Source organism: Cronobacter sp. JZ38 (assembly GCF_008932145.1).
GTDB lineage: Bacteria > Pseudomonadota > Gammaproteobacteria > Enterobacterales > Enterobacteriaceae > Cronobacter > Cronobacter muytjensii.
On record NZ_CP017662.1, the window covers coordinates 4,044,053 to 4,071,003 of the forward strand.

Here is a 26,951-nt window from a genome sequence, read left to right on the forward strand (position 1 = left end):
ACCCATTGTCTTGTCCGCGCTATTAACACCGGAACCGCGTCTGGCCTGCGTCTGACGCAACACAATGGAAGGTATGACCATGAATTACCGCACAGTACTGGCCTTAGCCCTTTTTTCCTGGAACGCCGCGGCACTGGCCGCCTCTCCCTGCGAAGAAAAAGCGCAGGAGATTGAAAAAGAGATCCGCTACGCGGAGCAGCATCAGAACCAGGGCCGCATTGACGGGCTGAAAAAAGCGCTAAGTCAGGTACGCAACAACTGCCGCGACGGCGACGTTATCGCCGCGCATCGACAGAAAGTGGCAGAGAAGGAAGCGGAAGTGGCCGAGCGCCGCGCCGAATTGCATGAGGCAACGCAAAAAGGCGATGCCGATAAAATTGCCAAACGTCGCCACAAGCTTGCGGAAGCTGAGCAAGAGCTTAAGGCGCTGAAAGCTCAAGATTACTGAGCTTATGGATAACCCTCACTTATCAGGAGAGCATTATGTCAAAAGAAAATTCCGATCACCTGCGCGCTGAGTTGAAATCGCTTGCCGATACGCTGGAAGAAGTGCTGACCGCCTCCGGGGATAAATCGAAGGAAGAGATGAGCAAACTGCGCAATAAAGCAGAGCGCGCGCTGAAAGACACTCGCTATCACTTAACCGAAACCGGCGATGTGATTGCCAAACAGACCCGTGAAGCCGCGGCGCGTGCGGAAGATTACGTGCGTGAAAACCCGTGGACCGGCGTAGGTATCGGTGCGGCCATCGGCGTCGTGCTGGGCGTACTGCTGACGCGGCGCTGATTATGACGGAGCCTCGTCACGCGCAAGGGCCGGGTAAAAGCGTTCTCGGCATCGGACAACGTATCGTCACCGTGCTTGTTGAGATGGTGGAAACCCGTTTACGGCTCGCCGTGGTGGAGCTGGAAGAGGAGAAAGCGAATCTCTTTCAGTTGCTGCTGATGACTGGCCTGACGATGCTGTTTGCCGCCTTTGGACTGATGAGTCTGATGGTGCTGCTCATCTGGGCAGTGGATCCGCAGTATCGCCTTAACGTCATGATAGGCACCACCGTCACGCTGTTCGTACTGGCGCTGATTGGCGGTATCTGGACGCTTAAGAAATCGCGTCAGTCGACGCTTCTGCGCCATACGCGACATGAGCTCTCTAACGACCGCCAGTTGCTGGAGGATGACAAGTCATGAGCATGAGCAAAGCCGAGCGCGAAAGGCGCAAAGCGCTGCTGCTCAGTCAAATCCAGCAGCAGCGGCTGGATATGGCCGCCAGTCGTCGCGACTGGCTGGCTGTCACCGGCTCCTACGACCGCAGCTGGAATACGTTAATTAGCCTGCGTTCATGGGCCGTGGTCGGCAGTAGCATCATGGCCATCTGGACCGTTCGTAACCCGAACTTCCTGATGCGCTGGGGCAAGCGCGCCTTCGCCGCCTGGAGCGCCTGGCGGCTGGTGAAGACCACAATGCGACAACAGCTTCCCTGACGCTCACGCCTCTCCCCGGAGAGGCGTTTTTTTATCCCTTCTATATCATTCATTATTTTTGAATAAGTTTGCCAGTTTTCCTTGCTTACATTCCCATCACAGTCGCCCTATGATTCTCTCCATCAACAGCGGAACGCGGATAACCCCGCGCAAAGCAACCCTTTAAACACTGATAGCGTTTCGTCATGAAGCGGGTTTTCCTGGAGAGTAAAATGAAAAAATTCGAAGATGCTGGCGTACTGGTGGCACGTATTCTGATGCCGATTCTGTTTATCGTGGCGGGCTTTGGCAAAATTACCAGCTATGCGGGCACGCAGCAGTATATGGAAGCAATGGGCGTACCGGGCTTTATGCTGCCGCTGGTTATCCTGCTTGAGTTCGGCGGCGGCCTGGCGATTATCTTCGGCTTCCTGACCCGCACTACGGCGCTCATCACTGCGGTCTTTACCCTGCTGACGGCGTTCCTGTTCCACAGCAACTTTGCGGAAGGCGCTAACTCCATTATGTTCATGAAGAACTTCTCCATCGCAGGCGGTTATCTGCTGCTGGCGCTGATGGGGCCTGGCGCATACAGCCTGGATCGCCTTCTGAAAAAGAACTGGTAATTGATGACCCGGCAGGCGGCCCTCACCGCCTGCTTTTTGCCATACTCAGGGAAGTTATTTAACAGGAGAACATCATGGGACAATTGATCGACGGCGTCTGGCACGACACCTGGTATGACACCAAATCTACCGGCGGGCGCTTTAAGCGCACCTCAGCGGCCTACCGTAACTGGGTAACCGCTGACGGCGAGCCGGGCCCGACGGGCGAAGGCGGCTTTGCCGCGCAAAAAGATCGCTACCATCTCTATGTATCACTCGCCTGCCCCTGGGCGCACCGCACGCTCATTATGCGCAAGCTCAAAGGTCTTGAGCCGTTTATCTCCGTTTCGGTCGTGCATCCGCTGATGCTGGAAAATGGCTGGACGTTTGGCGACGATTTCCCGGCGGCGACCGGCGACACGCTGTATCAGCACGATTTCCTCTATCAGCTCTACCTCCAGGCCGATCCGCACTACTCCGGGCGCGTGACCGTGCCGGTGCTCTGGGATAAAGAGCGCCAGACCATCGTGAGCAATGAATCCGCAGATATCATCCGCATGTTTAACACCGCGTTTGACGCCCTGGGCGCGCGTGCCGGCGATTACTACCCGCAGGCGCTGCGCGCGGAGATCGACGAGCTGAACGGCTGGATTTATGACACCGTCAATAACGGCGTCTATAAGGCAGGCTTTGCCACCAGCCAGCAGGCGTATGATGAAGCGGTGGAACAGGTGTTCGCCTCGCTGTCACGGCTGGAGCAGATCCTCGGCCAGCAGCGCTATCTGGCTGGCGATAAGCTTACTGAAGCCGATATTCGTCTCTGGACGACGCTGGTGCGTTTCGATCCGGTCTATGTCACGCACTTTAAGTGCGATAAGCACCGCATCAGCGATTACCTGAACCTGCATGGCTTTATGCGCGAGATCTACCAGATGCCGGGCATCGCGGAGACGGTCGATTTCGGGCACATCCGCCACCACTATTATTGCAGCCACAAAACCATCAACCCCACCGGGATAATCTCTATCGGCCCGTGGCAGGATCTTGATGAGCCGCACGGGCGCGACGAGCGCTTCCGCTAATCCGCTTCGCCCTAAGCCTCTTCTGAAAAATGCGCCGTTCCGACGGCGCTCACATTTTCTGTTTTCCCCCAGGTCGTTTCGCCCGCCGACAGCTAGCATTTACACAAGCAGATCGCTTTAAAAACAAGTGATTGATGGCAAGGGAGGCGAACACGTATGTACTGGTACATCAAAGCGTTCAAAAATTACCTCGGTTTCACTGGCCGGGCGCGTCGTAAAGAGTACTGGATGTTCGCGCTGGTGAATTTCATCCTGGCGGGCGTGATGGTGGCGCTTGATAAAATGCTCGGGCTGCGCATCACCGATGAACGCGGCCTCCTTAGTGCGCTTTATGGGCTGATAGTGCTGCTGCCCACCTGGGCGGTGCAGTTTCGCCGTCTGCATGACACCGATCGCACCGCCTGGTGGCTGCTGTTACTCCTGGTGCCGGTTATCGGCTGGCTGGTCATTCTGATTTTCAACTGCCAGGAAGGCACCCACGGCGAAAACCGCTTCGGCCCGGATTCAAAGCACCATCACTGATCTTTCGCCGCGCTCCGGCGCGGCGTCGCCCTTTCCTTTTCCCGTCGCAAACACCATAAGCGCACAAAGTCTGTTGATTAGCTAAACCGGTTTAATTATTGTTTAGCGCAGGATGAATCGAAGGAGATATGCATGTCAGCAAAAGTATGGGCTCTGGGGGACGCGGTCGTCGATCTGCTGCCCGACGGCCAGGGCCGGTTATTGCAATGCCCAGGCGGCGCGCCGGCCAACGTGGCGGTGGGCGTGGCGCGGCTCGGCGGCGTGAGCGGGTTTATTGGCCGCGTCGGGCGCGATCCGTTCGGGGAATTTATGACCCAGACGCTACGCCAGGAAGGCGTGGATACGGGCGCGATGCATCAGGATCCCGCGCATCGCACTTCGACGGTGGTCGTCGCGCTCGACGATCGCGGCGAACGCTCGTTTACCTTTATGGTGCGCCCGTCGTCAGATCTTTTTCTCACCGAGGACGATCTCCCGGCATTCGCTGCGGGAGAATGGCTGCACGTCTGCTCGATTGCGCTCTGCGCCCAACCGTCGCGCGATACCGCGTTTGAAGCGATGGCACGGATAAAACGCGCGGGCGGCTTTGTCAGCTTCGATCCGAACATCCGTGAAGATCTCTGGCCGGACGCCGCGCTACTGCGTGAATGCGTGGCGCGCGCGCTGGCGCAGGCCGATGTGGTGAAGCTCTCGCTGGAAGAGCTGGCGTTTATGACCGGCGGCGATGATAAAGAAGATGCCCTGGCGCTGGCGCGCCGCCACGGGATCCCGCTGCTGCTGATCACCCGAGGCGCAGAAGGCGTCGACGCCTGCTTTAACGGGGAGCTGCATCATTACCCGGCGGTGCCGGTTGAATGCGTCGACACGACCGGCGCGGGCGACGCCTTTGTCGCCGGACTGCTGTGGGGCCTTGCCGCGCATGGCCTGCCGGATAACGCCGCCGCGCTCGCGCCGCGGCTGGCGGACGCCCAGACCTGCGGCGCGCTCGCCACAACCGCCAAAGGCGCCATGACCGCCCTGCCTCGCCTGAACGATCTTCAGCAACGCCTCGCCTGATCCTGCGGGCCGCGCCCGCGGCCCGTTTTGCGAACCTCATCACAATCACTAAACCGGTTTAGCTAATTTTATTGCGAGTAAAAATGGGCCGTGATTATGATTGCGCACTAAACCGGTTTAGCAAGTTAGCAAAATGATGATAACGCCTTCTCAGGGATGCCATACCATGATTAGAAAAAGCACTCTTGCCCTCACCATTGGCTTACTGGCCGGTGCGCCCGCCGCCTTTGCCGACAGCAATATGACCAGCATCGAAGCGCGTCTGGCGGCGCTTGAACAGCGTCTGCAAGCCGCAGAGCAGCGCGCCAGCGCCGCTGAGACGCGCGCAGAAGCCGCCGAGCGTCAGGCCCGCGACCTGGCCGCCTCACAGCAAAAAATGCAGGCAGCGGCGCAGCCGGTCGCAGCAAGCGCCGCAAAGCCCGCCCCGCAGGCAGCGAGCACCGACGGGTTTGAATTCCACGGCTACGCCCGTTCCGGCCTGCTGATGAGCGACTCCGCCGCCAAAACCCAGGGTGGCCCGTCCTTTACGCCTGCCGGTGAAACCGGCGGCCATGTGGGCCGTCTTGGCAATGAGCCGGACACCTACCTTGAGATGAACCTGGAGCACAAACAGACGCTGGCCAACGGCGCCACTACGCGCTTTAAAGTGATGGTGGCCGACGGGCAGCGCAGCTATAACGACTGGACTGCCGACACCAGCGATCTCAACGTGCGCCAGGCGTTTACTGAGCTTGGTCACCTGCCGACCTTCACCGGCGCGTTTAAAGATGCCACCGTCTGGGCCGGTAAACGCTTCGATCGTGATAACTTCGATATCCACTGGATAGACTCCGACGTCGTATTCCTGGCGGGCACCGGCGCGGGGATTTATGACATGCGCTGGAGCGATAACGCGCGCAGCAACTTCTCGCTCTATGGCCGCACGTTCGGCGATATCGAAAACAGCGAAAACACGGCGCAGAACTATGTGCTGACCCTGAACAACTATGTCGGGCCGGTGCAGCTGATGGTGAGCGGGATGCGCGCCAAAGATAACGAAGACCGCGTGGATATCGAGGGCAACCGCGTGAAGAAAGACGCGGCGGAAGATGGCGTGCACGCGCTGCTCGGCCTGCATAACGACAGCTTCTACGGCCTGCGCGAAGGCTCGTCGAAAACCGCGCTGCTGTATGGTCACGGTCTTGGCGCGGAAGTGAAATCTATCGGCTCCGACGGCGCGCTGTTGTCGCAGGCGGACACCTGGCGTTTTGCGAGCTACGGCATGACCCCGCTTGGCGGCGGCTGGCATATCGCGCCGGCGCTGCTGGCCCAAAGCAGTAAGGATCGCTACGTGAAAGGCGACAGCTACCAGTGGGCGACCGCTAACCTGCGCCTTATCCAGGAGATTAACCAGAACTTCGAATTGCAGTATGAAGGCAGTTATCAGTACATGGACCTGCGCCCGGAAGGCTATAACAACCGCAACGCGGTCAGCGGTAACTTCTATAAGCTGACCTTCGCGCCCACGCTGAAAGCGGGCGACGTCGGCGAATTCCTCAAGCGTCCTGAGCTGCGTCTGTTCGCCACCTGGATGGACTGGGATCACCGTCTGGATAACTACGCCAGCAGCGATTCCTTCGGCAGCAGCGGTTTCACCGCTGGCGGCGAGTGGAACTTCGGCGTCCAGATGGAAACCTGGTTCTGATGATAACGGCCCCCGCCGCGCGGGGCCTGCGCTTTGCTGACAACACAAAAACCACAAGACTGAGGTTGTTATGGATTTTGAACAGATTGCCCGCTCGCTCCTGCCGCTGCTTGGCGGCAAAGAGAATATCGCCAGCGCCGCCCACTGCGCCACGCGTCTGCGGCTGGTGCTGGTGGAGGACGCCAAAGCCGACACCGCCGCCATCGGCAATGTCGAAGGCGTCAAAGGCTGCTTTCGCAACGCCGGACAGCTACAGATAATTTTCGGCACCGGCGTGGTCAACAAAGTGTATGCCGCGTTTATCGCGGTCGCCGGGATCAGCGAATCCAGCAAATCGGAAGCGGCAAGCGTCGCCGCCCGCAAGCTGAACCCGTTCCAGCGCATCGCCCGCCTGCTCTCCAACATTTTCGTGCCGATTATTCCGGCGATTGTGGCGTCCGGCCTGCTGATGGGCTTGCTCGGCATGGTGAAGACCTACGGCTGGGTAAGCCCGGATAACGCGCTCTATATCATGCTGGATATGTGCAGCTCGGCGGCGTTTATCATTCTGCCTATCCTGATAGGCTTTACCGCCGCGCGTGAGTTCGGCGGTAACCCGTACCTGGGCGCGACGCTTGGCGGCATCCTCACCCACCCGGCGCTGACCAACGCCTGGGGCGTGGCGGCAGGCTTCCACACGATGAATTTCTTCGGGATCGAAGTCGCAATGATTGGCTATCAGGGCACCGTATTCCCGGTGCTGCTGGCGGTGTGGTTCATGAGCCTTCTTGAAAAACAGCTGCGCCGGATTATCCCGGACGCGCTGGATCTGATCCTGACGCCGTTCTTTACCGTGATCATTTCTGGTTTCGTGGCGCTGCTGGTGATTGGCCCGGCGGGCCGCGCGCTCGGTGACGGAATTTCACTGGTGTTAAGCACGCTTATCGCGCACGCCGGCTGGCTGGCGGGGCTGCTGTTCGGCGGGCTTTACTCGGTGATTGTGATTACCGGCGTGCACCACAGTTTCCATGCGATTGAAGCCGGGCTGCTCGGCAACCCGTCTATCGGCGTGAATTTCCTGCTGCCCATCTGGGCGATGGCGAACGTAGCGCAGGGCGGCGCATGCCTCGCGGTGTGGTTTAAAACCAAAGATCCGAAAGTGAAAGCGATTACGCTGCCATCAGGCTTTTCGGCGCTGCTCGGCATTACCGAGGCGGCGATTTTCGGGGTAAACCTGCGCTTCGTGAAGCCGTTTATCTCCGGGCTTATTGGCGGCGCGGCAGGCGGCGCATGGGTTGTCTCCACGCATGTGGGCATGACCGCGGTCGGCCTGACCGGCATTCCTGGCATGGCGATTGTTCAGGCCAGCTCTCTGTTGAACTACGCCATCGGCATGGCTATCGCTTTCTGCATCGCTTTTGCGGTTTCTTACCTGTGGAAATACAAAACGGACGCTGAATAATGACTACCCGTACGCTGCTGCCCGCCATTTTACAGGCCGTGATGAAAGGCCAGCCGGTCGCGCTTGGCGATCGCCACTACCCGCGCTGGCATCTGGCGCCCGTTACGGGCCTGATGAACGACCCGAACGGTTTTATCCATTTTCAGGGGCGTTATCACCTGTTTTATCAGTGGAATGCGCTGGGCTGTCAGCATCAGCATAAGTGCTGGGGGCACTGGAGCTCGGCGGATCTGACGCACTGGCGTCACGAGCCGATGGCCCTGATGCCGGATGAAGAGTATGACCGCAGCGGCTGCTATTCCGGCAGCGCGGTGGATGATGCCGGCAAACTGACGCTCTGCTACACCGGCAACGTGAAGTTTGACGACGGTACCCGCACCGCGTGGCAGTGTCTGGCGGTACAGAACGCCGATGGCGGCTTTGACAAGCTCGGCCCGGTGATGCCGCTGCCCGGCGGCTACACCGGCCACGTGCGCGACCCGAAAGTCTGGCGTCACGGAGAATACTGGTACATGGTGCTGGGCGCGCAGGACCTGGAGCTGCAAGGCAAAGTGTTGCTGCTACGCTCCGAAAACCTGTGGAACTGGGAAAATCTCGGCGAGATAGCGGGCAGCACGCTCGGCGGACTCGGCGATGCGGGTTACATGTGGGAGTGCCCTGACCTCTTTATACTGGGCGACAAAGCGATTCTGCTCTGCTGCCCGCAGGGCGTGGCGCGCGAAGAGAAACGCTTTCTTAATACGTACCCGAGCGCGTATCTGTGCGGCGAACTCGATTACGAACAGCCGGAATACCGCCACGGCCCGCTGGTGGAGCTGGACGCGGGTTTTGAGTTTTACGCGCCGCAAACGACGCTTGCAGAAGATGGCCGCCGGTTGCTTATCGGCTGGATGGGCGTGCCGGACGGCGAGGAGATGCTGCAACCGACCGTGGCGCAGGGCTGGATCCATCAGATGACCTGCCCGCGCGAACTGACGCTTCGCGACGGCTTGCTCTGCCAGCAGCCAGCGCGCGAACTGGCCGCGCTGCGCGGCGATGAACAGCGCGTCGAGGGCGTGGCATCGGCGCTTGCGCCCATTGCGGCGCAAAGCCTGGAGCTGATGCTGGAGGCCCAGGGCGACGTCACGCTTGATTTCGCCGGAACCCTGCGCCTTGAATGGACACGGGACGGCCTGCGCCTGGCGCGCCGCAGCCTGAAAAGCGGCGAGTGGCTCTACCGCTACTGGCAGGGCGAGGCGAAACGCCTGCACATTCTGTGCGACAGCTCCAGCGTCGAGATCTTCATCAACGACGGCGAAGGCGTCATGAGCAGCCGCTATTTCCCGGCGGCCAGCGCGATGCTCGCCTTTGACGGCGGCGCGCAACTCCGGCTGCGCTACTGGTCGTTGCGCCCTTGCATGGTAGAATGAGGGTTTGACCACTAACCGAACCGAAGCCGTGCGAAAAACCAAACGCGTTACCATCAGTGATATCGCCGCCCTGGCGGGGGTCTCGAAGGCCACCGCCAGTCTGGTACTTAATGGACGAGGCAAAGAGCTGCGCGTGGCGCAGGAGACGCGCGAGCGCGTTCTGGCTATCGCGTCGCAGCATCATTATCAGCCGAGCATTCACGCCCGCCTGCTGCGCGATAACCGCAGCCATACGCTGGGGCTGGTGGTGCCGGAGATTACCAACTACGGTTTCGCCGTGTTTTCGTATGAGCTGGAGACGCTGTGCCGCGAGGCGGGGCTTCAGCTACTTATCTCCTGTACCGATGAAAACCCCGGCCAGGAGACCGTCGTGGTCAATAACCTGGTATCACGCCAGGTGGACGGGCTTATTGTCGCTTCCAGCATGCTGAGCGACAGCGACTATGTGAAGCTCAGCGAACAGCTCCCGGTGGTGCTGTTCGACCGTCATATGAACGACACCGCGCTGCCGCTGGTGATCACCGATTCCATCACGCCAACGGCGGAACTGGTCGAGCGCATCGCGCGCCAGCACCCGGACGAATTCTATTTTCTTGGCGGGCAGCCACGCCTCTCTCCCACACGCGACCGGCTGGAAGGCTTTAAACAAGGGCTGGCGCGGGCGGGCGTTGCGCTGCGCCCCGAGTGGATCATTCACGGGAATTATCATCCGAGCAGCGGCTATGAGATGTTCGCCGCGCTCTGCGCCCGTCTGGGCCGTCCGCCGAAGGCGTTATTTACCGCCGCCTGCGGCCTGCTGGAAGGGGTGCTGCGCTATATGAGCCAGCATCGCCTGCTGGAAAGCGACATCCATCTGGCGAGCTTTGACGATCACTATCTGTATGATTCGCTGTCGGTACGCATCGATACCGTGCAGCAGGATTGCCGCCAGCTGGCGCTCGACTGCTTTGAGATGATCACTCAACTGGTGGATGACAATGAACCGACGCCGCTGCAGCGCTACCTCCCGGCCACGCTGCAATGGCGTCATCCGGCGGATTAACGCTTCACGTTAAAGAGTTTCGGTATTTCGCGCAGGCACCAGGCTTTCGCCTCGCCCATGCTGTCGCGCCGCCAGGCCATGATGATGTCCACCTCGCTGGTGGACTCCGGGCTCACCACGCGCAGACGCCCTTCGGCAATATCTTTTTCCACCAGCGGATACGGCATCGTCGCCACGCCAAGCCCGGCGAGCAAAGCCTGGCGCTTGTCTTCAATGGACGTCACCGTCAGCCTCGGCTGTTTATCGAGCAACTGCACCGTCAGCACCGGCCGCTCACGCGCGGTATCCGCCACCGCCACGCCGCGATATTTCACGCGCGTCACCTCGGAAAGCGGTTCCGGCTCGTCATGGATGGGGTGATCCGGCGCCGCGACATAGACGTTCATCAGCGTATAGAGCTTGCGGGAGTTTATCTCTGAAGACGAGCGAAAATGCATATCCGGCGCGATGACGATATCGGCGCGCCCTTGCTCAAGCCGCTCCCAGGCGCCCGCCAGCACTTCGGTGATGAACGAGAGCTGCGTGTTGGCTTTCGCGGCAAGTTTATCCACCAGCGGGAACAGGCACGGCGTGGGCACCAGCGCCTCAGCGACAATCGTCAGGTGCGTTTCCCAGCCGCGCGCCAGCGCCTCGGCGTCCGTCGTGAGTTTATCCGCCGCCTCCAGCAGCACGCGCCCGCGCTCCAGCAGCATTCGGCCCACATTGGTGAATTTGGTGCGGTGGCCGGAGCGGTCGAACAGCACTACATCCAGCTCCTCTTCCAGCTTCTGCATGGTGTAGCTCAGCGCCGACGGCACGCGGCCGAGTTCGTCAGCGGCGGCGGCGAAACTGCCGCGTCGGTCGATAGCGTCCATGACGCGCAACGCCTCCAGCGTCAATGCCCTTTCTTTAGCCATCAGGTTCTCGTTCAGTAAATTTGAATATACCAAGCAGATTAACTGGCTAACAATGCAGCGTCCACACCCTTAACATAAAAGCCTGTCAAGAGAGGTAAAATTATGATTATTACGAGAACAGCCAAACAGTGTGGGCAAGCTGACTATGGATGGCTGCAGGCTCGCTATACCTTTTCCTTTGGACACTACTTCGACCCGAAACTGCTGGGCTACGCCTCGCTGCGCGTGCTGAACCAGGAAGTGCTGGCGCCCGGCGCCGCGTTCCAGCCGCGTACCTATCCCAAAGTGGATATCCTCAATCTGATCCTCGATGGCGAAGCGGAATACCGCGACAGCGAGGGCAACCACCTGCGCGCGAAAGCGGGCGAGGCGCTGCTGCTGTCCACTCAGCCGGGCGTGAGCTACAGCGAACACAACCTGAGCAAAGACCATTCGCTGACGCGGATGCAGCTCTGGCTCGACGCCTGCCCTGAGCGCGAAAACCCGGCGGTGCAGAAAATCGCGGTCGGCCCGCAGGCGCGCCAGCTCCTCGCCTCCCCGGACGGCGCCGAGGGCAGCCTGCAGTTGCGTCAGCAGGTCTGGTTATGGCATATAGCCCTCAACGAAGGAGAATCCGTGAGCATGGCGCTGAACGGGCCGCGCGCGTATCTGCAGTCGATCCACGGCACGGTGCACGCGAAGACCGAAACGGAAGGCAAAGAGGCATTAACCTGCGGAGACGGCGCTTTTATTCGTGACGAGGCTAACATAACCCTCATCGCCGATTCGCCGCTGCGCGCTTTACTGGTAGATTTGCCGGTGTAACAAGAAGGTGCGGATCGCTGCACCAGGAGTCATAAAATGAGTACTATCACACAGCAAAATAAAGTCACGAAGTTGACTGTTTCACCCGCCCCGCAGGAAGCGTCTACACGCGCCGGAGCGCATTCAGAGTTTACCTACGATTGTATGCTCAGCGAGCTGGAAGCCATTATCGCTGAAGCCGAAGTCCGTCTGGCCGAGGAAGAAGCCGCCTGACGTACGCTCTCCGGGCGGGCCTTATGGCTCGCCTGCTCCAGCCCCCCCTTATTTGCCGCAGCTTAATTCTCCCGGTCTGACGAAAATTATCCTGCCGTCTGCTAACATACCGGGCGCCATCCACGCCAGCAGATTCGCGTCCACAAAAGTATCTTTACCCTGTCAGTTTCCGATTTTCCCCTCGTTTACCGGCTCTTCGCATCAAAAGCATAACGTCCTTTGCGCCGCGCATGAAAATAGCCTCTCATGCCGGACACGATCTGGATTATGGAAAAGATGATGAGGATTATCAGAGGTAAAATATGAAAAAAATCGTACTCCTGGGGTTAACGCTGTTGAGCACAACCTGCCTCGCGGCGGAGGATCAAGCAGCTACCCTGTCTGTCAACGGATTAGTGCATCGGCCCTTTAGTTGTACCGTTTCCCTGAGCCGCCCTGCGGTCGATTTAAAGACCCAGGCAATTGGAAGGATACCTAAAGTCGCAACCAGCCCAATAAACACGACGTCGTCCGTCCTGGTGGTAGCCTCCATTACTGGCGCAGGCTGTAAAGATTACACCAATATCAAGAATTACTACGCGCGTACGGCGATCCAGTTTAGCGGCGTTGCAGACAGCAATGACAGCACCGTTCTTGCCAATACAGCCAGTGATGACACCGCCGCAAAAGGTATCGCCGTTGGTCTGTATACGATCGAGGGCGTTCGGTTTAAAATCAACAGAAATATCCCCTTAAGTGATGGCCAGTTCCCCTTCTTTATCGGAATGGTCAAAGTCAATGATACCCCCACTACCGGTAAGGTGCAGTCGTCCCTGACCGTTTCCGTAGAGCACCTTTAAGCAATCGACCTTCTGCTCTCAAAGTAAAAACCCCGCATAAAGCGGGGTTTTTACTTAACGATGTTGAAGCTGACCGGTAAGCCGCGTGCTTTTCACAGAGAGCGTCGTGGACAGTCATACATTTGGGCTTTGCCCAAAAAGCAAAAACCCCGCCGGAGCGGGGTTTTTTAATGTGTGAAGCTGACCGGTAAGCCGGGTTCTTTTCACAGAGAGCGTCGTGGAGAGTCATACATTTGGGCTATGCCCAAAAAGCAAAAACCCCGCCGGAGCGGGGTTTTCTAATGTGTGAAGCTGACCGGTAAGCCGGGTTCTGTCGTGGACAGTCATTCATCTAGGCCAGCAATCGCTCACTGGCTCAAGCAGCCTACCCGGGTTCAGTACGGGCCGTACCTTGTGAACCCCTATTTGGCCTTGCTCCGGGTGGAGTTTACCGTGCCGCGAACTGTTGCCAGACGCGCGGTGCGCTCTTACCGCACCCTTTCACCCTTACCTGATCCCGCTTGCGCGGGCCATCGGCGGTTTGCTCTCTGTTGCACTGGTCGTAGGCTTGCGCCCCCCAGGCGTTACCTGGCACCCTGCCCTATGGAGCCCGGACTTTCCTCCCCTCCGTCCGTCTCCCCGAAAGGACGACGACGAAGCGGCGACTGTCTGGTCAGCTTCGGCGCGGAGTATAGAGGGTTTATGCTCGCCTGTCACGCGTAGCCCGCATTCTTAGAACCTTCCTCGCAATCTTTCCTTCGATTCCTTTCGATAGCCTTCGAAATATCCCTTTTGCGATCGAAATCACAACCGAAACTTTCGATAATATATACATTCCTTTCAAACAAAACATTCCGAAAGAAAGGCGTAAAAGATGTTTATTATTTCCAGTAAAAACCAGCTTCTTAAGGCGCAGCGGGAAGGCTATGCGGTGCCGGCTTTTAACATTCATAACCTCGAAACCCTGCAAGTAGTGGTGGAAACCGCCTGCGACATGCGCGCTCCCCTGATTGTCGCAGGTACGCCGGGCACATTCTCCAGTGCCGGAACGGGTAATCTGCTCGCGCTCGCCGCCGCGATGGCGCGGCACTATAACCATCCGCTGGCGGTGCATCTCGACCACCACGAAACGCTGCCGGATATCGAGAATAAGGTAGTAGCAGGCGCGCGCTCCGTCATGATTGACGGTTCACATCTCCCCTTCAAAGAAAACGTCGCGCTGGTGAAAAGCGTTACCGCGTTTTGTCACCGCTATGACGCCAGCGTCGAGGCAGAGTTGGGGCGGCTCGGCGGCCAGGAGGACGATCTGGTCGTCGGCGATAACGACGCGTTGTACACCGATCCGGCGCAGGCCCGCGATTTCGTTGAGCAGACCGGTATCGACTCCCTTGCCGTCGCCATAGGCACCGCGCACGGTTTCTATCACGCGGAGCCCCGGCTCGATTTCGCAAGGCTCGCTGATATCCGCGCTGTGGTTGACATCCCGTTGGTGCTGCATGGCGCCTCCGGGTTACCCGCAGGCGATATTCAAAAAGCGATCTCTCTGGGCGTTTGCAAAGTCAATGTTGCGACGGAGCTTAAGGCAGCCTTCTCCGCCGGGCTTAAGCGCTATTTTCACGACAACCCCGACGCGAGCGATCCCCGCCATTACATGAAACCCGCTAAAGCCGCGATGAAAGAGGTCGTGCGTCAGGTGATTCATCGTTGCGGCTGCGAAGGGAAGCTTTGACAACACGCGCAGGCGTTTCGGGCTACATCCGGCGCGCCCTGCCATAAGCGCTTTTTGACAATTTTCGAAATATTCACGAGGCAGCTCGCGAAAGCGAAGCATGGCCTTTGTCACGCAAACAACACTTTATGAAATTAAATGAAAATGGAGGGAATATGCAGGATCTGATAGCCCGACACAAAGCTGGCGAACATTATGGGATATGTTCCGTCTGCTCCGCCCATCCGCTGGTAATAGAAGCGGCGCTGCGTTTTGATCTTCACACTGACAGAAAGGTGCTGATCGAAGCCACCTCAAACCAGGTGAATCAAACTGGCGGCTACACCGGTATGCAGCCTCACCAGTTTCGCGATTTTGTCCATGAGATAGCGGATCGGCTTGGCTTTCCTCACCAGCGCCTCATTCTGGGCGGCGATCACCTGGGGCCTAACTGCTGGCAAAACGAAAGCGCAGAAGCGGCAATGGAAAAAGCCGTCGTGCTGGTCGCCGCGTATGTGAAGGCGGGTTTCAGCAAAATTCATCTCGACGCATCGATGTCCTGCGAAGGCGATCCTGTGCCGCTTGCGCCGCATACGGTGGCCGAGCGTGCAGCCCGGCTGTGTGAGGCGGCGGAGCGCGCTGCCACCGCAGAGCAACGGCAACGGTTAACGTATGTCATCGGTACGGAAGTGCCCGTGCCGGGCGGCGAGGCCACGACTATCGGCAGTGTTCATGTCACGCGCGTGGAAGACGCCTCGCTGACGCTTGAAACCCACCGCGAGGCGTTTTACCGGCTGGGGCTGGAGGAAGCATTCGCCAGAGTCATCGCTATGGTGGTGCAGCCCGGCGTGGAGTTTGACCATACCCAGATCGTTCACTATCAGCCGCAACAAGCACAGGCGCTTTCGGCATGGATTAACCAGACGCCGCTGGTGTATGAGGCCCACTCAACTGACTACCAGTCCCGTCAGGCATACCGGGCGCTGGTTCATGACCATTTTGCCATTCTCAAAGTAGGCCCTGCGCTCACCTTCGCGCTGCGCGAAGCCCTTTTCGGGCTGGCCTATATGGAAGACGCGCTGATGCCGCCGGAACGTCGCAGCCACGTACGGGACGTCATTGACGAAGTGATGCTGAACGAGCCGGAGTACTGGAAAAAGTATTACCGCCCCACCTGGAGCCAGGCGATGGTCGATATTCATTTCAGCCTCTCCGATCGCATCCGTTACTACTGGCCGCACCCGCGCATCAGCCAGAGCGTCGGCAAACTTATCGCCAATCTGGAAGAGACACCGCTTCCGCCCGGTCTGATCAGCCAGTTTCTGCCGGGGCAGTTTGAGCGGGTCAACACCGGGACGCTGGCAGCCACGCCGTACAACCTGATTATCGACAAAATTCAGGATGTGCTGCGCGCCTACCGTTACGGCTGCTCCCCCTGCGCCGAATAACACAGAGGAACCCATGAGCCAATTATTCGTACGTACCGGCATCGCCTTTTCCGACTGTCAGCATGCGCTGGCGCATATTGGCGAAACCATGCTGGCTAAAGGGGTGGTGCGTGACACCTATCCCGCCGCGCTACTGGCGCGAGAGGCGGCATTCCCGACAGGCATTGCGCTTGAGCGTCATGCGGTCGCTATCCCGCACTGCGAGGCGATACATGCCGTGTCGCCAGCGATTTACCTTATCCGTCCTGACTCTCCGGTACGGTTCCAGCGCGCAGACGACGAGGGAGAAATAGCGGTCTCCCTCATTATCGCGCTGATTGTCGACAACCCGACGGCGCAACTGACTCTGCTGCGCCGTCTCTTTGGCAAGTTGCAAGACCCTGACGTGCTGGACGAGCTGTTACAGGCCTCCGAAGCGGAGCTGGCCACGCGGTTTCAGCAGACCATCCTTGAGCCTGAACACTGCGACCAGGCTTCATGATCCACTGATAATAAAAGGAATACCCTATGAAACGAAAAATCATCGTGGCCTGCGGCGGCGCGGTCGCCACGTCGACAATGGCGGCAGAAGAGATCAAAGAGCTGTGCGAAGCTCACCACATTGAGCTGGATCTGGTGCAGTGCAGGGTCAACGAGATTGAAACCTATATGGATGGCGCCGATCTTATCTGCACCACGGCAAAAGTCGAACGCGCGTTTGGCGATATTCCTGTGGTGCACGGCATGCCCTTCGTTTCCGGCGTCGGCATTGAGGCGCTCCAGCAGAAAATCCTGACTGTACTGATGGGGTGACGCCATGTTTAGCGAAATCATGCGTTACATTCTCGATCTCGGCCCAACGGTCATGCTGCCGGTGGTCATTATCATCTTCTCAAAGCTGCTGGGAATGAAAGCAGGCGAATGCTTCCGGTCTGGCCTGCATATTGGCATCGGGTTCGTGGGGATCGGGCTCGTCATTGGCCTGATGCTGGATTCGATTGGGCCGGCGGCCAAGGCAATGGCGGAGCAGTTTGAAATTAATCTTCATGTGGTGGATGTCGGCTGGCCGGGCTCTTCGCCTATGACCTGGGCGTCGCAAATCGCGCTGGTGGCGATCCCTGTCGCTATTGTCGTCAATATCGCCATGCTGTTGACGCGTATGACGCGCGTGGTGAATGTCGATATCTGGAATATTTGGCATATGACATTTACCGGCGCCCTGTTGCATCTCGCCACGGGTTCCTACTGGATTGGCATTCTGGGCGTGGTAGCCCATGCCGCCTTTGTCTACAAACTTGGCGACTGGTTTGCCAAAGATACCCGCGACTATTTTGGCCTGGAAGGGATGGCTATCCCTCACGGCACGTCCGCTTATCTTGGTCCCATCGCGGTACTGGTGGATACCGTTATTGATAAAATTCCGGGGCTTAACCGCATTCATTTCAGCGCCGACGATGTGCAGAAGCGGTTCGGGCCTTTTGGCGAGCCGGTCACCGTGGGGTTTGTCATGGGGCTCGCCATCGGGCTGCTGGCCGGTTATGACGTCAAAGGTGTACTGCAACTGGCGGTTAAAACCGCAGCGGTGATGCTCCTGATGCCGCGTGTCATTAAACCTATCATGGATGGCCTGACGCCCATCGCGAAGCAGGCGCGTAAACGGCTACAGGCGAAATTCGGCAGCCAGGAGTTTCTGATTGGCCTCGATCCGGCCCTGCTGTTGGGTCATACCTCGGTCGTTTCCGCGAGCCTGATCTTTATTCCTTTAACGATCCTTATTGCGGTTGTCGTACCGGGGAATCAGGTATTGCCGTTTGGCGATCTGGCCACCATCGGGTTCTTTGTGGCGATGGCCGTCGCGGTGCACCAGGGGAACCTGTTCCGCACACTGATTTCCGGCGTCATCATCATGAGCATTACGCTCTGGATAGCGACACAAACCATCGGCCTGCACACGCAGCTTGCCGCCAACGCGGGCGCGCTTAAAGCTGGCGGTCAGGTGGCCTCAATGGATCAGGGCGGCTCGCCGGTGACGTGGCTGCTCATTCAGCTCTGCACCTGGCAGAACGTGGCGGGGTTTGCCGTTATCGGCGTCATTTATTTTACCGGCGTGTTACTCACCTGGCGTCGGGCGCGGGCGTTTGTCGCGGTGGAAAAAGCCGCTGTCAGCGAGGTAGGCCCGACCATTTCATGACAACGGGAGAGCGTGGCTCTCCCTTCATTTTCTGGAGGAAAAATGAAATCAGTGGTAATTGATGCTGAGGGCAGCGTGCGCGTTGAAGAACGCCCTGTGCCCACTGTCAATGCGGACGACGAGGTGCTGGTAAGAGTCGTTAGCTCAGGTTTATGCGGCTCGGACATTCCCCGCATTTTCGCCCGCGGCGCGCACTACTATCCCATCACGCTGGGCCATGAGTTTAGCGGCTATGTGGAGCGCTGCGGCAAGGGCGTGAGCGATCTGTCGCCTGGCGATGCGGTGGCCTGCGTTCCGCTACAGCCCTGCTTTGAATGTGAAGCCTGCGCCCGCGGTTACTATTCACTGTGTCGGCACTATCAGTTTGTAGGCTCCCGCAGCGAGGGCGGCCACGCCGAATATATTGTGGTCAGGCGCGCCAGCCTGTTTCTTCTGCCGCCAGAGATGCCGGTTGAAGACGGCGCGTTTATCGAACCTGTCACCGTCGGGCTACACGCCTTTCATCAGGCCCAGGGATGTGAAGGCAAAAACGTTGTGATCGTTGGCGCCGGCACGATTGGTCTGCTGGCGATGCAGTGCGCGCAGGCGCTGGGCGCGAACAGCGTGACGGCCATTGATATCAACCCGGAAAAGCTCCGCCTGGCGCACGCGCTCGGGGCGGATCGGGTATTGAACAGCCGGGAGCTGTCTTCGCAGGCCATCTCCGCTGCGCTGGAGACGCAGCGCTTCGATCAACTGGTGCTGGAAACCGCGGGTACTCCGCAGACGGTATCACTGGCGATAGAAATCGCCGGGCCACGCGCGCAGGTCGCTCTGGTCGGCACGCTGCATCATGACCTTGCACTCTCCGCCACGGTTTTTGGCAAAATTTTGCGCAATGAACTGACGTTACTCGGTAGCTGGATGAACTATTCTGCGCCCTGGCCAGGTGAAGAATGGGAAACCGCCGCGCGGCTGCTTACCGAAAAGCGGCTGTCGCTCAAGCCGCTGATTGCGCATCAGGGAGATGCTGAAAGCTTCGTCGGCGCAGTCCAGGCGCTGAACGGCGCACCGATGCAGGGCAAAATCCTGCTGCGATTCGCCTGAAACAATGAGCCAGCAACCTGAGCTGGCTCACATTTGCTTTCGAAATCCGACGTTCATCTTTCACATTCCTTCGTTTACACTGACGGCAGTTAATTATCAGGCAAATCGATATGAACTCTTTTGAGCGAAGGAACAGAATTCTCGATCTGGTTAATACGCAAGGTAGCGTGATGGTACTGGATCTTTCGAATACTTTTGGCATTTCTGAAGTCACCATCCGCGCCGATCTGCGCTTTCTGGAAGAAAAAGGGCTGGTGACGCGCTTTCACGGCGGGGCCGGCAAGCCGGGCAGCAATCTTGCAGAAAACGACAATCAGGAGGTCAGGCTGGAGGAACGCTACCAGCTGGCGAGCGATCCTAAAAAACGCATCGCACAGGCCGCCGCCGCGATGATCAACGAAGGGATGACCATCATTCTTGATAGCGGCAGCACTACCCTGCTCATCGCGCACGAACTGGTGAAGATGGCGAACATTACGGTCATCACTAACAGCCTGCCGGCAGCTTCCGCCCTTGCGAATAATAAAGATATTACGCTGGTGGTCTGCGGCGGCACGGTGCGACATAAGACGCTCTCCATGCATGGCGTGATTGCGCAGCATTCACTGCAGGGCATCAGCGCGGATCTGATGTTTGTTGGCGCTGACGGCATTGACGCCACTAACGGCATAACCACCTTTAACGAAGGCTATTCAGTCAGCGGTGCGATGGCAGCGGCGGCCCATAAGGTGATCGCCGTTCTGGACGCGACGAAATTTAACCGTCGCGGGTTTAACCAGGTTCTGCCGATGTCCGAAATAGACTGTGTCATCACCGATGAAGGTATCGGCGAAAAAGACAAAGCCTCACTGAGGAAAACCGGCGTGGAACTAAAGATCGTGTGATGTCGGGCAGGTAACGCCGTCGCGCTGACGGGCGCGACGGCAAGCGAGTCCGTTACGGCCTCACCCCTGCTGCTCCAGCGCATATTTATACAGCGCGTTCTTTTTCACGCCGTGGATTTCCGCCGCCAGCGCTGCGGCTTTTTTCAGCGGCAACTCGGCCTGCAACAGCGCGAGCGTGCGCAGCGCGTCCGGCGGCAACGCGTCTTCCTGCGCTTTATGCCCTTCGACGATCAGCACCATCTCGCCCTTGCGGCGGTTTTCATCGTCCTTCACCCAGGCGAGCAATTCGCCTACCGGCGCGCCGTAGATAGTCTCCCAGGTCTTGGTGAGTTCGCGCGCCAGCACTACATAACGGGACTCGCCCCAGACCGCGACCATATCTTCCAGGCTTTCCAGCAGGCGATGAGTAGACTCATAGAAAATCAGCGTGCGCGGCTCTTGCTCGAGGGCTTTCAGCGCGTCGCGGCGGCCTTTGGATTTCGCAGGCAGAAAGCCTTCATAACAGAAGCGGTCGGAAGGCAGACCGGCGGCCGACAGCGCGGCGATAGCGGCGCATGGCCCCGGCAGCGGCACCACGCGCAGCCCGGCTTCGCGGCAGGCGCGCACCAGATGGTAGCCAGGATCATTAATCAGCGGCGTGCCGGCGTCAGAGACCAGCGCGATATTTTGCCCTTCGCGCAGTTTGGCTATCAGGGTTTCCGCTTTTTGCTGTTCATTATGGTCGTGCAGCGCAAAAAGCCGGGCGCTGATAGCAAAATGTTGCAGCAGCAGACCGGTATGACGGGTATCCTCAGCGGCGATAAGATCGACGGACTGCAATACTGTCAGGGCGCGTTGCGTAATGTCGCCGAGATTGCCGATAGGCGTCGGGACGATATAGAGCTGGCCCTGAGAATTCTGCGCCGAATCGTTATGTTTCATTGTTTCGTCCGTATTGCCGATTTAAAATTGAACATTCACCAGAAAAAACCACTGGATACAGCATGGTACCTTCTAAATTTTCCGGCTCTAAAGCCGCGCGTTGTCTGCCTGTCCTGCTGGCAGCCTTGTTTTTCGCAGGCTGCGGCACGCAGACGCATGACCAGAGCACTGCGCATATGCAGGGCGAAGCCAAAGCGGATTCCGGCTTTTATCTGCACCAGATGGAACAAAGCAGTGATGATAGCAAGACCAACTGGCAATTACTCGCCATACGTGCACTGCTCGGCGAAGGCAAACGCGAGCGCGCTATTACGCTCTACGGCGAGCTGCCGCAGAATCTGACGGATACGCAACGCCGTGAAGCGTCGCTGCTTGAAGCGCAGATCAAACTGGCGCAGCAGGATTATCAGGGGGCTGCGGGGCTGCTTGAGAAAATCAACGCGGCGGATCTCAATGACGAGCAGAAAGCCCGATACTGGCAGGCGAAAATCGACGCCAGCCAGGGCCGCCCGTCGCTGGAACTGCTGCGCGCGCTGATAGCCCAGGAGCCGCTGCTGCAGGGGACGTCGAAGCAGAAAAACATCGACGCCACCTGGCAGGCGCTGTCGCAGATGTCGCAGGATCAGGCGAAGGCGCTGGTTATCAACGCCGATGAAAATACGCTGCAAGGCTGGCTTGATCTCCAGCGAGTCTGGTTCGATAACCGCAACGATCCGAAAATGCTCCAGGCCGGCGTGAAAGACTGGCAGACCCGCTACCCGCAAAACCCGGGCGCGAAAATGCTGCCAACCCAGCTCGCCAACCTGCAAAACTACAAGCCTGCCTCCGCCGATAAAATCGCGCTGCTGCTGCCGCTGAACGGCCAGGCGGCCGTTTTCAGCCGCGCCATTCAGCAGGGGTTCGAAGCGGCGAAAAACGCGGGCACCAGCCCGGTTGCAATGCAGACGCTGGCCCAGACACCGGCAGGTAACGCCGCGCAGAACAGTGAGGCCGCACCGGAAACGCAGACCACCGCCGCCGATGGCGTCGCAAGCCCGGCAGCCGCGCCGGTCGACGATCTGGCCGCACAGCCTGCCGCACAGCCTGCCGCCCAGGAAACCGCCCCCCCGGCGCAGCCGCCTGTCGACGCGACGCCTGTGGCTGCCGCGCCTGCGAATCCGTCCGCCGAAATTAAGGTCTATGACACCAGCGAGCAGTCCATTACGCAGATCCTCGCGCAGGCCCAGCAGGACGGCGCAAGCCTGGTGGTCGGCCCGCTGTTGAAAGAGAGCGTCGACGGTCTGCTTAAGAGCGGCACGCCGCTGAACGTGCTGGCGCTTAACCAGCCGGAAACCGTGCAAAACCGCCCGAACGTCTGTTATTTCGCCCTGTCGCCGGAAGATGAAGCCGCCGACGCCGCGGCGCATATCTGGCAGGAAGGCAAACGCGCGCCGCTGCTGCTGGTGCCGTACAGCGCGCTCGGCGAGCGCGTCACAAAAGCCTTCGCCGACCGCTGGGCGCAGCTTGGCGGCGGTACAGTGTTGCAGCAGAAATTCGGCTCGGTTAATGAGCTGAAAATGAACATCAACGGCGGCACCGGCATCGCGCTGACCGGCACGCCTGTCGCCGCCAGCCTGCCTCAGCAGCAGCCGGTGACGATTGGCGGTCTCACTATTCCGGCACCGCCGACCGACGCACAGATAACCTCAGGAACGAGCGGCAACGTGGACGCGGTCTACATCGTCGCCACGCCATCGGAAATCGCGCTGATCAAGCCGATGATCGCCATGCGTGCGGGCAGCCATAGCGGCGCGGCGCTGTACGCCAGCTCCCGCAGCGCCCAGGGCGGCGCGGGCCCGGATTTCCGTCTGGAGATGGAAGGCCTGGAGTTCAGCGATATCCCGATGCTCGCGGGCAGCAACCCGGCGCTGATGCAGCAGGCGCTTTCGGCAGTGAATAATGACTACTCGCTGGCGCGCTTGTATGCGATGGGCGTGGATGCCTGGTCGCTGGCGAATCATTTCTCCCAGATGCGTCAGGTGCCCGGCTTCCAGCTCAGCGGCAACACCGGCGCGCTCAGCGCGACGCAGGACTGCGTGATTAACAGGAAGTTAACGTGGCTCAAATACCAGCAGGGACAGTTGGTTCCGGCCAACTGAGTCGCAGACAGACCGGCGCCGCCTTTGAAGCACAGGCGCGCGCCTTTCTGGAGCGCAAGGGATTGCGTTTTATCGCCGCCAACGCGCATGAGCGCGGCGGCGAAATCGATCTCATCATGGATGACCGCGGCGTGACGGTTTTCGTCGAGGTCCGCTACCGGCGTGCCAGTCTCTACGGCGGCGCGGCCGCCAGCGTTACCCGCAGCAAACAGCAGAAATTATTACATGCCGCCCGGTTGTGGCTCGCGCGCCATAATGGGAGCTTTGATACTGTGGATTGCCGGTTCGATGTGTTAGCCTTCACCGGCAATGAAATCGAGTGGATTGCGAACGCCTTTTCGCTCCACGCCTGAACTGACGTAACGCTCAAAGGATAATTGTGCTAGAAAGAATCAAAGTCTGCTTTACGGAAAGCATTCAAACCCAGATTGCGGCGGCGGAAGCACTCCCGGATGCGATTTCTCGTGCGGCCATGACCCTGGTTCAGTCTCTCCTTAACGGCAACAAAATCCTCTGCTGCGGCAACGGCACGTCCGGCGCCAACGCGCAGCATTTCGCGGCCAGCATGATTAATCGTTTTGAAACCGAGCGGCCCAGTTTACCTGCCATTGCACTTAATACCGATAATGTGGTCTTAACGGCGATAAGCAACGACAGGCTGCATGACGAAGTGTATGCCAAACAGGTGCGTGCGCTGGGCCATGCCGGCGATGTGCTGCTGGCGATTTCCACTCGCGGCAACAGCCGGGATATCGTCAAAGCCGTGGAAGCCGCGGTGACTCGCGATATGACTATCGTGGCCCTGACGGGTTACGACGGCGGCGAGCTGGCCGGGCTTCTGGGCCCGCAGGATGTGGAGATCCGTATACCTTCCCATCGCAGCGCGCGCATTCAGGAAATGCATATGCTGACGGTAAACTGCCTGTGCGATTTAATCGATAACACATTGTTTCCACACCAGGATGACTAAGGAGTGCTCATGAAGGCCATTAAACCCCTCGCGGTGGTGATGACCGCGCTTGTGCTACAGGGCTGCGTCGCGGCGGCGGTCGTCGGAACGGCGGCGGTCGGCACCAAAGCCGCAACCGATCCGCGCAGCGTGGGTACTCAGGTTGATGACGGTACGCTGGAGCTGCGCGTAAATACCGCGCTTGGCAAAGATGAGCAGCTGAAGAAAGAGGCGCGCATCAATGTGACCGCGTATCAGGGCAAAGTGCTGCTGACCGGCCAGTCGCCGAACCCGGAGCTGGCATCCCGCGCGAAACAGATAGCGATGGGCGTGGAAGGCGCGACGGAAGTGTTTAACGAGATCCGCAACGGCCAGCCGATTGGGCTGGGTACTGCGTCGTCGGACACCTGGATAACCACCAAAGTGCGCTCGCAGCTGCTCGGCAGCGATCAGGTGAAATCGTCTAACGTGAAGGTGACGACCGAGAACGGCGAAGTGTTCCTGCTCGGTCTGGTCACGGAGCGTGAAGGCCGCGCGGCGGCAGATACCGCGAGCCGCGTGAGCGGGGTGAAGCACGTCACCACCGCGTTTACCTACATCAAGTAATTCCTCACACTGACCCTCTCCCCACGGGGAGAGGGTTTCTGGCACACCTTCACACTTTTCTCAGGGCGACTGGCGCGGCGTTTACGCACCCTGCGTATACGTGCGTCAAGGCAAAACAGACCGTGTCGGGCGGATCAGCGCACCGCACCCGCCCCGTCACATTCGGGCCAAAAATTACAACAGCGCCAGCGCGCCCGTCACGGTACCTGCGAGCATCACCATGCCGCCGGTCATCCATAACGCTTTGGCCGGAAACGCTTTACGCAACATGATAAGCGACGGCAGGCTCACCGCAGGGAGCGTCACCAGCAGCGCCAGCCCCGGGGCAAGGCCCATGCCCGCCAGCATCATGGTCTGCACAATCGGGATTTCCGCGGCGGTCGGGATAACGAACAGGCAACCGGCAATCGCCATCGCCAGCACCCAGAACAGCGTATTGCTCACCGCGCCGTCAGCGTGCGGGAACAGCCAGACGCGCGCGGCACCCAGCGCCAGTACCGCCAGCAGATAGACCGGGATCGTGCTCCAGAACAGCGCCCAGAGCGCCTGTCCCCAGCGCGCCATAAAGCTCCCCTGCGGGGCTTCGGCAGGCTGTGCGGCCTCCGGGAGCGCAGGCGCTGGCGTATCTGCCACAAAGCGCTGCACCAGCGACGCGATACCGACCACCATCACCAGCCCCGCAGCGACGCGGATAAGCGTAAACTCCCAGCCCAGCACAAAGCCCATAAACATAAGCGTTGCCGGATTCAGCAACGGATTGCCGAGCCAGAACGCCAGCGCGCCGCCCATCGACACCGACTGACGACGCATGCCCGCGGCCACCGGCGCGGCACAGCAGGTACACATCATGCCGGGGAGCGAAAACAGCGTGCCCAGGAGCGTGCCGCGAAAGCGCGGCTGACCCAGCGTGCGCAGCAGCCAGTCGCGCGGGATCAGCACCTGAATAAGCGAGCCCAGCAGCACGCCGAGCACGGCGGCTTTCCAGACGGCAAGAAAATAGACGGCGGCGTAATCAAGCGCCGCGCGCAGCGGGTTATCCTGGGCGTTAGCGAGAATCGAATTGCCGATGCTATGTGTTTGCGCGGCGCTAAAGGCTTTGCCGTAATAAGGCTGCCATTTGACATACCATAAGCCGATAAACAGAACGAGAAAGAACAGCGCGGGCTTCCACCATGCGGGGGATTTCGGCGCCAGAGATGAAGACTGACCAGTCATAACATTCCTCTGGGAAACAAGGGGTAAATTTTTGCCGGTCAATACTACGCCCGCGATACGTTTTTTGAAACGGCGTTCAGCGCACCCTTTGTGCGGCTATTTCACGTAATTGCGCGGAGTCGAGCACCGCGATGTCCTCTTTCGCGGGCGACAGCGCCGCATTTACCAGCGCCTGCGCCACGGTCTGCGCCTCAATGGCCTTCCATTTACCCGGCAGCAGGCGAAAGAGCGGCGCCATGAAAGATTCCCCGGCGCGGCGCTTTTCACGCTCGCCGGTCAGCAGCGACGGGCGAGCGATGGTAAGCCGCGGCCAACCCTGCGCCTTTAACGCCGCCTCCATTTCGCCTTTCACCCGGTTGTAGAAAAAGGGCGAATTGGGGTTTGCCCCGAGGGCGCTGACCACCAGCATATGCTTTGCGCCGAGCCGCAGCCCGGCAAGCGAGGTATCCACCACCAGCGTGTAATCGGCCAGGATAAACGCCTCTTTGGTGCCCGCCTCGCGCCGCGTAGTGCCCAGACAGCAAAACACCAGGTCCAGCGGCGTATTGAGCTGCGTCAGCACATCGGACAGCTGCGGATCGTGAGGGTTTTCCACTTTGCGCAGCGGCACCTGTAACGGGCGGCGGGTCGCCGCAATAATCGACGAGACGCGCGGCTCGTCAACCAGCATACGCAGCAGATGGCTGCCTACCAGCCCGCTGGCGCCGGTTATCAGTACTCGACTCATGATCGCTCCTTTGCAGAATCTTCTGCCTTGCAATGTCAGCGCCCTGAACCAGGCTTAATAGTCTGTGT

30 protein-coding genes and 1 other RNA gene are annotated in these 26,951 nt (G+C 59.2%); 26 read left to right on the plus strand and 5 right to left on the minus strand.

What is annotated here, in order from left to right; genetic code table 11:
- Positions 1-79: 79 nt before the first annotated feature.
- From BJP61_RS19030 to BJP61_RS19085, 12 genes are all read left to right on the plus strand, one after another.
- Positions 80-448 (plus strand): DUF1090 domain-containing protein, encoded by a 369-nt coding sequence (locus BJP61_RS19030; protein WP_038865429.1) that lies wholly within the window; start codon positions 80-82, stop codon positions 446-448.
- Between the two features lie 35 nt (positions 449-483).
- A complete protein-coding gene (locus BJP61_RS19035) occupies positions 484-786 on the plus strand; it encodes a YqjD family protein (RefSeq protein WP_038865390.1) in 303 nt (100 codons plus the stop codon).
- A gap of 2 nt (positions 787-788) precedes the next feature.
- Positions 789-1,187, plus strand: a complete 399-nt coding sequence (locus BJP61_RS19040; protein WP_038865394.1) for a phage holin family protein — start codon at positions 789-791, stop codon at positions 1,185-1,187.
- Complete coding sequence (locus BJP61_RS19045; protein WP_038865398.1) at positions 1,184-1,480, plus strand: YqjK-like family protein; 297 nt, start codon at positions 1,184-1,186, stop codon at positions 1,478-1,480. The genes BJP61_RS19040 and BJP61_RS19045 overlap by 4 nt, the downstream gene beginning before the upstream one ends.
- Before the next feature lie 212 nt (positions 1,481-1,692).
- The gene (locus tag BJP61_RS19050; RefSeq protein ID WP_038865404.1) at positions 1,693-2,085 is read left to right on the plus strand and encodes a DoxX family protein; all 393 of its coding nucleotides are present in this window, start codon (positions 1,693-1,695) and stop codon (positions 2,083-2,085) included.
- Between the two features lie 74 nt (positions 2,086-2,159).
- Complete coding sequence (locus tag BJP61_RS19055; RefSeq protein ID WP_038865408.1) at positions 2,160-3,146, plus strand: glutathione S-transferase family protein; 987 nt, start codon at positions 2,160-2,162, stop codon at positions 3,144-3,146.
- 156 nt (positions 3,147-3,302) lie between these two features.
- Positions 3,303-3,668 carry a DUF805 domain-containing protein gene (locus tag BJP61_RS19060; RefSeq protein ID WP_038865413.1) on the plus strand — a complete coding sequence of 122 codons (366 nt, stop codon included), beginning with the start codon at positions 3,303-3,305 and terminating at the stop codon, positions 3,666-3,668.
- A gap of 132 nt (positions 3,669-3,800) precedes the next feature.
- A complete protein-coding gene (locus BJP61_RS19065; protein WP_171999090.1) occupies positions 3,801-4,724 on the plus strand; it encodes an aminoimidazole riboside kinase in 924 nt (307 codons plus the stop codon).
- A gap of 166 nt (positions 4,725-4,890) precedes the next feature.
- Positions 4,891-6,408, plus strand: coding sequence for a carbohydrate porin (locus BJP61_RS19070; RefSeq protein WP_038865421.1), 1,518 nt, complete (start codon positions 4,891-4,893; stop codon positions 6,406-6,408).
- A 70-nt stretch (positions 6,409-6,478) separates the two neighbouring features.
- On the plus strand, positions 6,479-7,849 hold the full coding sequence (locus BJP61_RS19075) for a sucrose-specific PTS transporter subunit IIBC (RefSeq protein ID WP_038865425.1): 1,371 nt from the start codon (positions 6,479-6,481) through the stop codon (positions 7,847-7,849).
- A complete protein-coding gene (locus tag BJP61_RS19080) occupies positions 7,849-9,258 on the plus strand; it encodes a sucrose-6-phosphate hydrolase (protein ID WP_171999092.1) in 1,410 nt (469 codons plus the stop codon). Before BJP61_RS19075 ends, BJP61_RS19080 begins: the two co-directional genes overlap by 1 nt.
- A gap of 28 nt (positions 9,259-9,286) precedes the next feature.
- Positions 9,287-10,300, plus strand: coding sequence for a LacI family DNA-binding transcriptional regulator (locus BJP61_RS19085; RefSeq protein ID WP_171999374.1), 1,014 nt, complete (start codon positions 9,287-9,289; stop codon positions 10,298-10,300).
- Here the strand turns inward: BJP61_RS19085 and yhaJ are convergent.
- Complete coding sequence (gene yhaJ / locus BJP61_RS19090; protein WP_004385839.1) at positions 10,297-11,196, minus strand: DNA-binding transcriptional regulator YhaJ; 900 nt, start codon at positions 11,194-11,196, stop codon at positions 10,297-10,299. The two genes, BJP61_RS19085 and yhaJ, sit on opposite strands and share 4 nt — an antisense overlap.
- Positions 11,197-11,298: 102 nt before the next feature.
- Between yhaJ and BJP61_RS19095 the strand changes: the two genes are divergently transcribed.
- From BJP61_RS19095 to BJP61_RS19105, 3 genes are all read left to right on the plus strand, one after another.
- Positions 11,299-12,000, plus strand: coding sequence for a pirin family protein (locus tag BJP61_RS19095; protein ID WP_075192500.1), 702 nt, complete (start codon positions 11,299-11,301; stop codon positions 11,998-12,000).
- A 36-nt stretch (positions 12,001-12,036) separates the two neighbouring features.
- Positions 12,037-12,213 carry a hypothetical protein gene (locus BJP61_RS19100; protein WP_165688844.1) on the plus strand — a complete coding sequence of 59 codons (177 nt, stop codon included), beginning with the start codon at positions 12,037-12,039 and terminating at the stop codon, positions 12,211-12,213.
- Between the two features lie 302 nt (positions 12,214-12,515).
- Entirely contained in the window at positions 12,516-13,052 is a 537-nt protein-coding gene (locus tag BJP61_RS19105; protein ID WP_255485405.1) for a fimbrial protein, read from the plus strand.
- A gap of 283 nt (positions 13,053-13,335) precedes the next feature.
- Here the strand turns inward: BJP61_RS19105 and rnpB are convergent.
- Positions 13,336-13,712, minus strand: an RNA gene (gene rnpB / locus BJP61_RS19110) — RNase P RNA component class A.
- Positions 13,713-13,905: 193 nt separating this feature from the next.
- Between rnpB and BJP61_RS19115 the strand changes: the two genes are divergently transcribed.
- From BJP61_RS19115 to BJP61_RS19145, 7 genes are all read left to right on the plus strand, one after another.
- Positions 13,906-14,760, plus strand: a complete 855-nt coding sequence (locus BJP61_RS19115) for a tagatose bisphosphate family class II aldolase (protein WP_171999094.1) — start codon at positions 13,906-13,908, stop codon at positions 14,758-14,760.
- A 155-nt stretch (positions 14,761-14,915) separates the two neighbouring features.
- Positions 14,916-16,187 (plus strand): tagatose-bisphosphate aldolase subunit GatZ, encoded by a 1,272-nt coding sequence (gene gatZ, locus BJP61_RS19120; protein WP_075192498.1) that lies wholly within the window; start codon positions 14,916-14,918, stop codon positions 16,185-16,187.
- A 13-nt stretch (positions 16,188-16,200) separates the two neighbouring features.
- Entirely contained in the window at positions 16,201-16,668 is a 468-nt protein-coding gene (gene gatA / locus BJP61_RS19125; RefSeq protein ID WP_038865439.1) for a PTS galactitol transporter subunit IIA, read from the plus strand.
- 26 nt (positions 16,669-16,694) lie between these two features.
- Positions 16,695-16,979 (plus strand): PTS galactitol transporter subunit IIB, encoded by a 285-nt coding sequence (gatB, locus tag BJP61_RS19130; RefSeq protein WP_038865445.1) that lies wholly within the window; start codon positions 16,695-16,697, stop codon positions 16,977-16,979.
- A gap of 4 nt (positions 16,980-16,983) precedes the next feature.
- Positions 16,984-18,357, plus strand: coding sequence for a PTS galactitol transporter subunit IIC (locus BJP61_RS19135; protein WP_171999096.1), 1,374 nt, complete (start codon positions 16,984-16,986; stop codon positions 18,355-18,357).
- A 42-nt stretch (positions 18,358-18,399) separates the two neighbouring features.
- Positions 18,400-19,443 (plus strand): galactitol-1-phosphate 5-dehydrogenase, encoded by a 1,044-nt coding sequence (gene gatD, locus BJP61_RS19140; protein ID WP_075192496.1) that lies wholly within the window; start codon positions 18,400-18,402, stop codon positions 19,441-19,443.
- A 110-nt stretch (positions 19,444-19,553) separates the two neighbouring features.
- Positions 19,554-20,327: a DeoR/GlpR family DNA-binding transcription regulator gene (locus BJP61_RS19145; RefSeq protein ID WP_038865451.1), complete on the plus strand. Its 774-nt coding sequence runs from the start codon at positions 19,554-19,556 to the stop codon at positions 20,325-20,327.
- 60 nt (positions 20,328-20,387) lie between these two features.
- Here BJP61_RS19145 and rsmI read toward each other — a convergent pair whose 3' ends face one another.
- Positions 20,388-21,248, minus strand: a complete 861-nt coding sequence (rsmI, locus tag BJP61_RS19150; RefSeq protein ID WP_038865453.1) for a 16S rRNA (cytidine(1402)-2'-O)-methyltransferase — start codon at positions 21,246-21,248, stop codon at positions 20,388-20,390.
- 62 nt (positions 21,249-21,310) lie between these two features.
- Here rsmI and BJP61_RS19155 point away from each other — a divergent pair, with 62 nt between their 5' ends.
- Genes BJP61_RS19155 through dolP form a run of 4 tightly spaced genes read left to right on the plus strand, consistent with a single transcriptional unit; the run spans position 21,311 to position 24,941 of the window.
- Positions 21,311-23,386: a penicillin-binding protein activator gene (locus tag BJP61_RS19155; protein ID WP_171999098.1), complete on the plus strand. Its 2,076-nt coding sequence runs from the start codon at positions 21,311-21,313 to the stop codon at positions 23,384-23,386.
- Positions 23,344-23,739, plus strand: coding sequence for a YraN family protein (locus tag BJP61_RS19160; protein WP_032966702.1), 396 nt, complete (start codon positions 23,344-23,346; stop codon positions 23,737-23,739). Before BJP61_RS19155 ends, BJP61_RS19160 begins: the two co-directional genes overlap by 43 nt.
- 26 nt (positions 23,740-23,765) lie before the next feature.
- Entirely contained in the window at positions 23,766-24,356 is a 591-nt protein-coding gene (gene diaA, locus BJP61_RS19165; RefSeq protein ID WP_007673089.1) for a DnaA initiator-associating protein DiaA, read from the plus strand.
- Positions 24,357-24,365: 9 nt separating this feature from the next.
- Positions 24,366-24,941: a division/outer membrane stress-associated lipid-binding lipoprotein gene (gene dolP / locus BJP61_RS19170; protein ID WP_007673092.1), complete on the plus strand. Its 576-nt coding sequence runs from the start codon at positions 24,366-24,368 to the stop codon at positions 24,939-24,941.
- 174 nt (positions 24,942-25,115) lie between these two features.
- Here the strand turns inward: dolP and BJP61_RS19175 are convergent, their stop codons facing one another.
- Together BJP61_RS19175 and BJP61_RS19180 are read right to left on the minus strand one after the other, a co-directional pair.
- A complete protein-coding gene (locus tag BJP61_RS19175) occupies positions 25,116-26,156 on the minus strand; it encodes a permease (protein ID WP_171999100.1) in 1,041 nt (346 codons plus the stop codon).
- Positions 26,157-26,232: 76 nt separating this feature from the next.
- On the minus strand, positions 26,233-26,883 hold the full coding sequence (locus BJP61_RS19180) for an NAD(P)H-binding protein (protein WP_038865458.1): 651 nt from the start codon (positions 26,881-26,883) through the stop codon (positions 26,233-26,235).
- Between the last annotated feature and the right edge of the window lie 68 nt (positions 26,884-26,951).

Coding starts and splice junctions, on each gene's coding strand:
- BJP61_RS19095 (WP_075192500.1), top strand. CDS start 11,299: ATGATTATTACGAGAACAGCCAAACAGTGTGGGCAAGCTGACTATGGA.
- BJP61_RS19055 (WP_038865408.1), top strand. CDS start 2,160: ATGGGACAATTGATCGACGGCGTCTGGCACGACACCTGGTATGACACC.
- BJP61_RS19115 (WP_171999094.1), top strand. CDS start 13,906: ATGTTTATTATTTCCAGTAAAAACCAGCTTCTTAAGGCGCAGCGGGAA.
- BJP61_RS19145 (WP_038865451.1), top strand. CDS start 19,554: ATGAACTCTTTTGAGCGAAGGAACAGAATTCTCGATCTGGTTAATACG.
- BJP61_RS19050 (WP_038865404.1), top strand. CDS start 1,693: ATGAAAAAATTCGAAGATGCTGGCGTACTGGTGGCACGTATTCTGATG.
- BJP61_RS19180 (WP_038865458.1), bottom strand. CDS start 26,883: ATGAGTCGAGTACTGATAACCGGCGCCAGCGGGCTGGTAGGCAGCCAT.
- BJP61_RS19070 (WP_038865421.1), top strand. CDS start 4,891: ATGATTAGAAAAAGCACTCTTGCCCTCACCATTGGCTTACTGGCCGGT.
- BJP61_RS19100 (WP_165688844.1), top strand. CDS start 12,037: ATGAGTACTATCACACAGCAAAATAAAGTCACGAAGTTGACTGTTTCA.
- BJP61_RS19065 (WP_171999090.1), top strand. CDS start 3,801: ATGTCAGCAAAAGTATGGGCTCTGGGGGACGCGGTCGTCGATCTGCTG.
- gatA (WP_038865439.1), top strand. CDS start 16,201: ATGAGCCAATTATTCGTACGTACCGGCATCGCCTTTTCCGACTGTCAG.
- BJP61_RS19155 (WP_171999098.1), top strand. CDS start 21,311: ATGGTACCTTCTAAATTTTCCGGCTCTAAAGCCGCGCGTTGTCTGCCT.
- BJP61_RS19105 (WP_255485405.1), top strand. CDS start 12,516: ATGAAAAAAATCGTACTCCTGGGGTTAACGCTGTTGAGCACAACCTGC.
- BJP61_RS19035 (WP_038865390.1), top strand. CDS start 484: ATGTCAAAAGAAAATTCCGATCACCTGCGCGCTGAGTTGAAATCGCTT.
- BJP61_RS19075 (WP_038865425.1), top strand. CDS start 6,479: ATGGATTTTGAACAGATTGCCCGCTCGCTCCTGCCGCTGCTTGGCGGC.
- dolP (WP_007673092.1), top strand. CDS start 24,366: ATGAAGGCCATTAAACCCCTCGCGGTGGTGATGACCGCGCTTGTGCTA.
- gatZ (WP_075192498.1), top strand. CDS start 14,916: ATGCAGGATCTGATAGCCCGACACAAAGCTGGCGAACATTATGGGATA.
- gatD (WP_075192496.1), top strand. CDS start 18,400: ATGAAATCAGTGGTAATTGATGCTGAGGGCAGCGTGCGCGTTGAAGAA.
- BJP61_RS19040 (WP_038865394.1), top strand. CDS start 789: ATGACGGAGCCTCGTCACGCGCAAGGGCCGGGTAAAAGCGTTCTCGGC.
- BJP61_RS19135 (WP_171999096.1), top strand. CDS start 16,984: ATGTTTAGCGAAATCATGCGTTACATTCTCGATCTCGGCCCAACGGTC.
- gatB (WP_038865445.1), top strand. CDS start 16,695: ATGAAACGAAAAATCATCGTGGCCTGCGGCGGCGCGGTCGCCACGTCG.
- rsmI (WP_038865453.1), bottom strand. CDS start 21,248: ATGAAACATAACGATTCGGCGCAGAATTCTCAGGGCCAGCTCTATATC.
- yhaJ (WP_004385839.1), bottom strand. CDS start 11,196: ATGGCTAAAGAAAGGGCATTGACGCTGGAGGCGTTGCGCGTCATGGAC.
- BJP61_RS19175 (WP_171999100.1), bottom strand. CDS start 26,156: ATGACTGGTCAGTCTTCATCTCTGGCGCCGAAATCCCCCGCATGGTGG.
- BJP61_RS19060 (WP_038865413.1), top strand. CDS start 3,303: ATGTACTGGTACATCAAAGCGTTCAAAAATTACCTCGGTTTCACTGGC.
- BJP61_RS19045 (WP_038865398.1), top strand. CDS start 1,184: ATGAGCATGAGCAAAGCCGAGCGCGAAAGGCGCAAAGCGCTGCTGCTC.
- BJP61_RS19080 (WP_171999092.1), top strand. CDS start 7,849: ATGACTACCCGTACGCTGCTGCCCGCCATTTTACAGGCCGTGATGAAA.
- BJP61_RS19030 (WP_038865429.1), top strand. CDS start 80: ATGAATTACCGCACAGTACTGGCCTTAGCCCTTTTTTCCTGGAACGCC.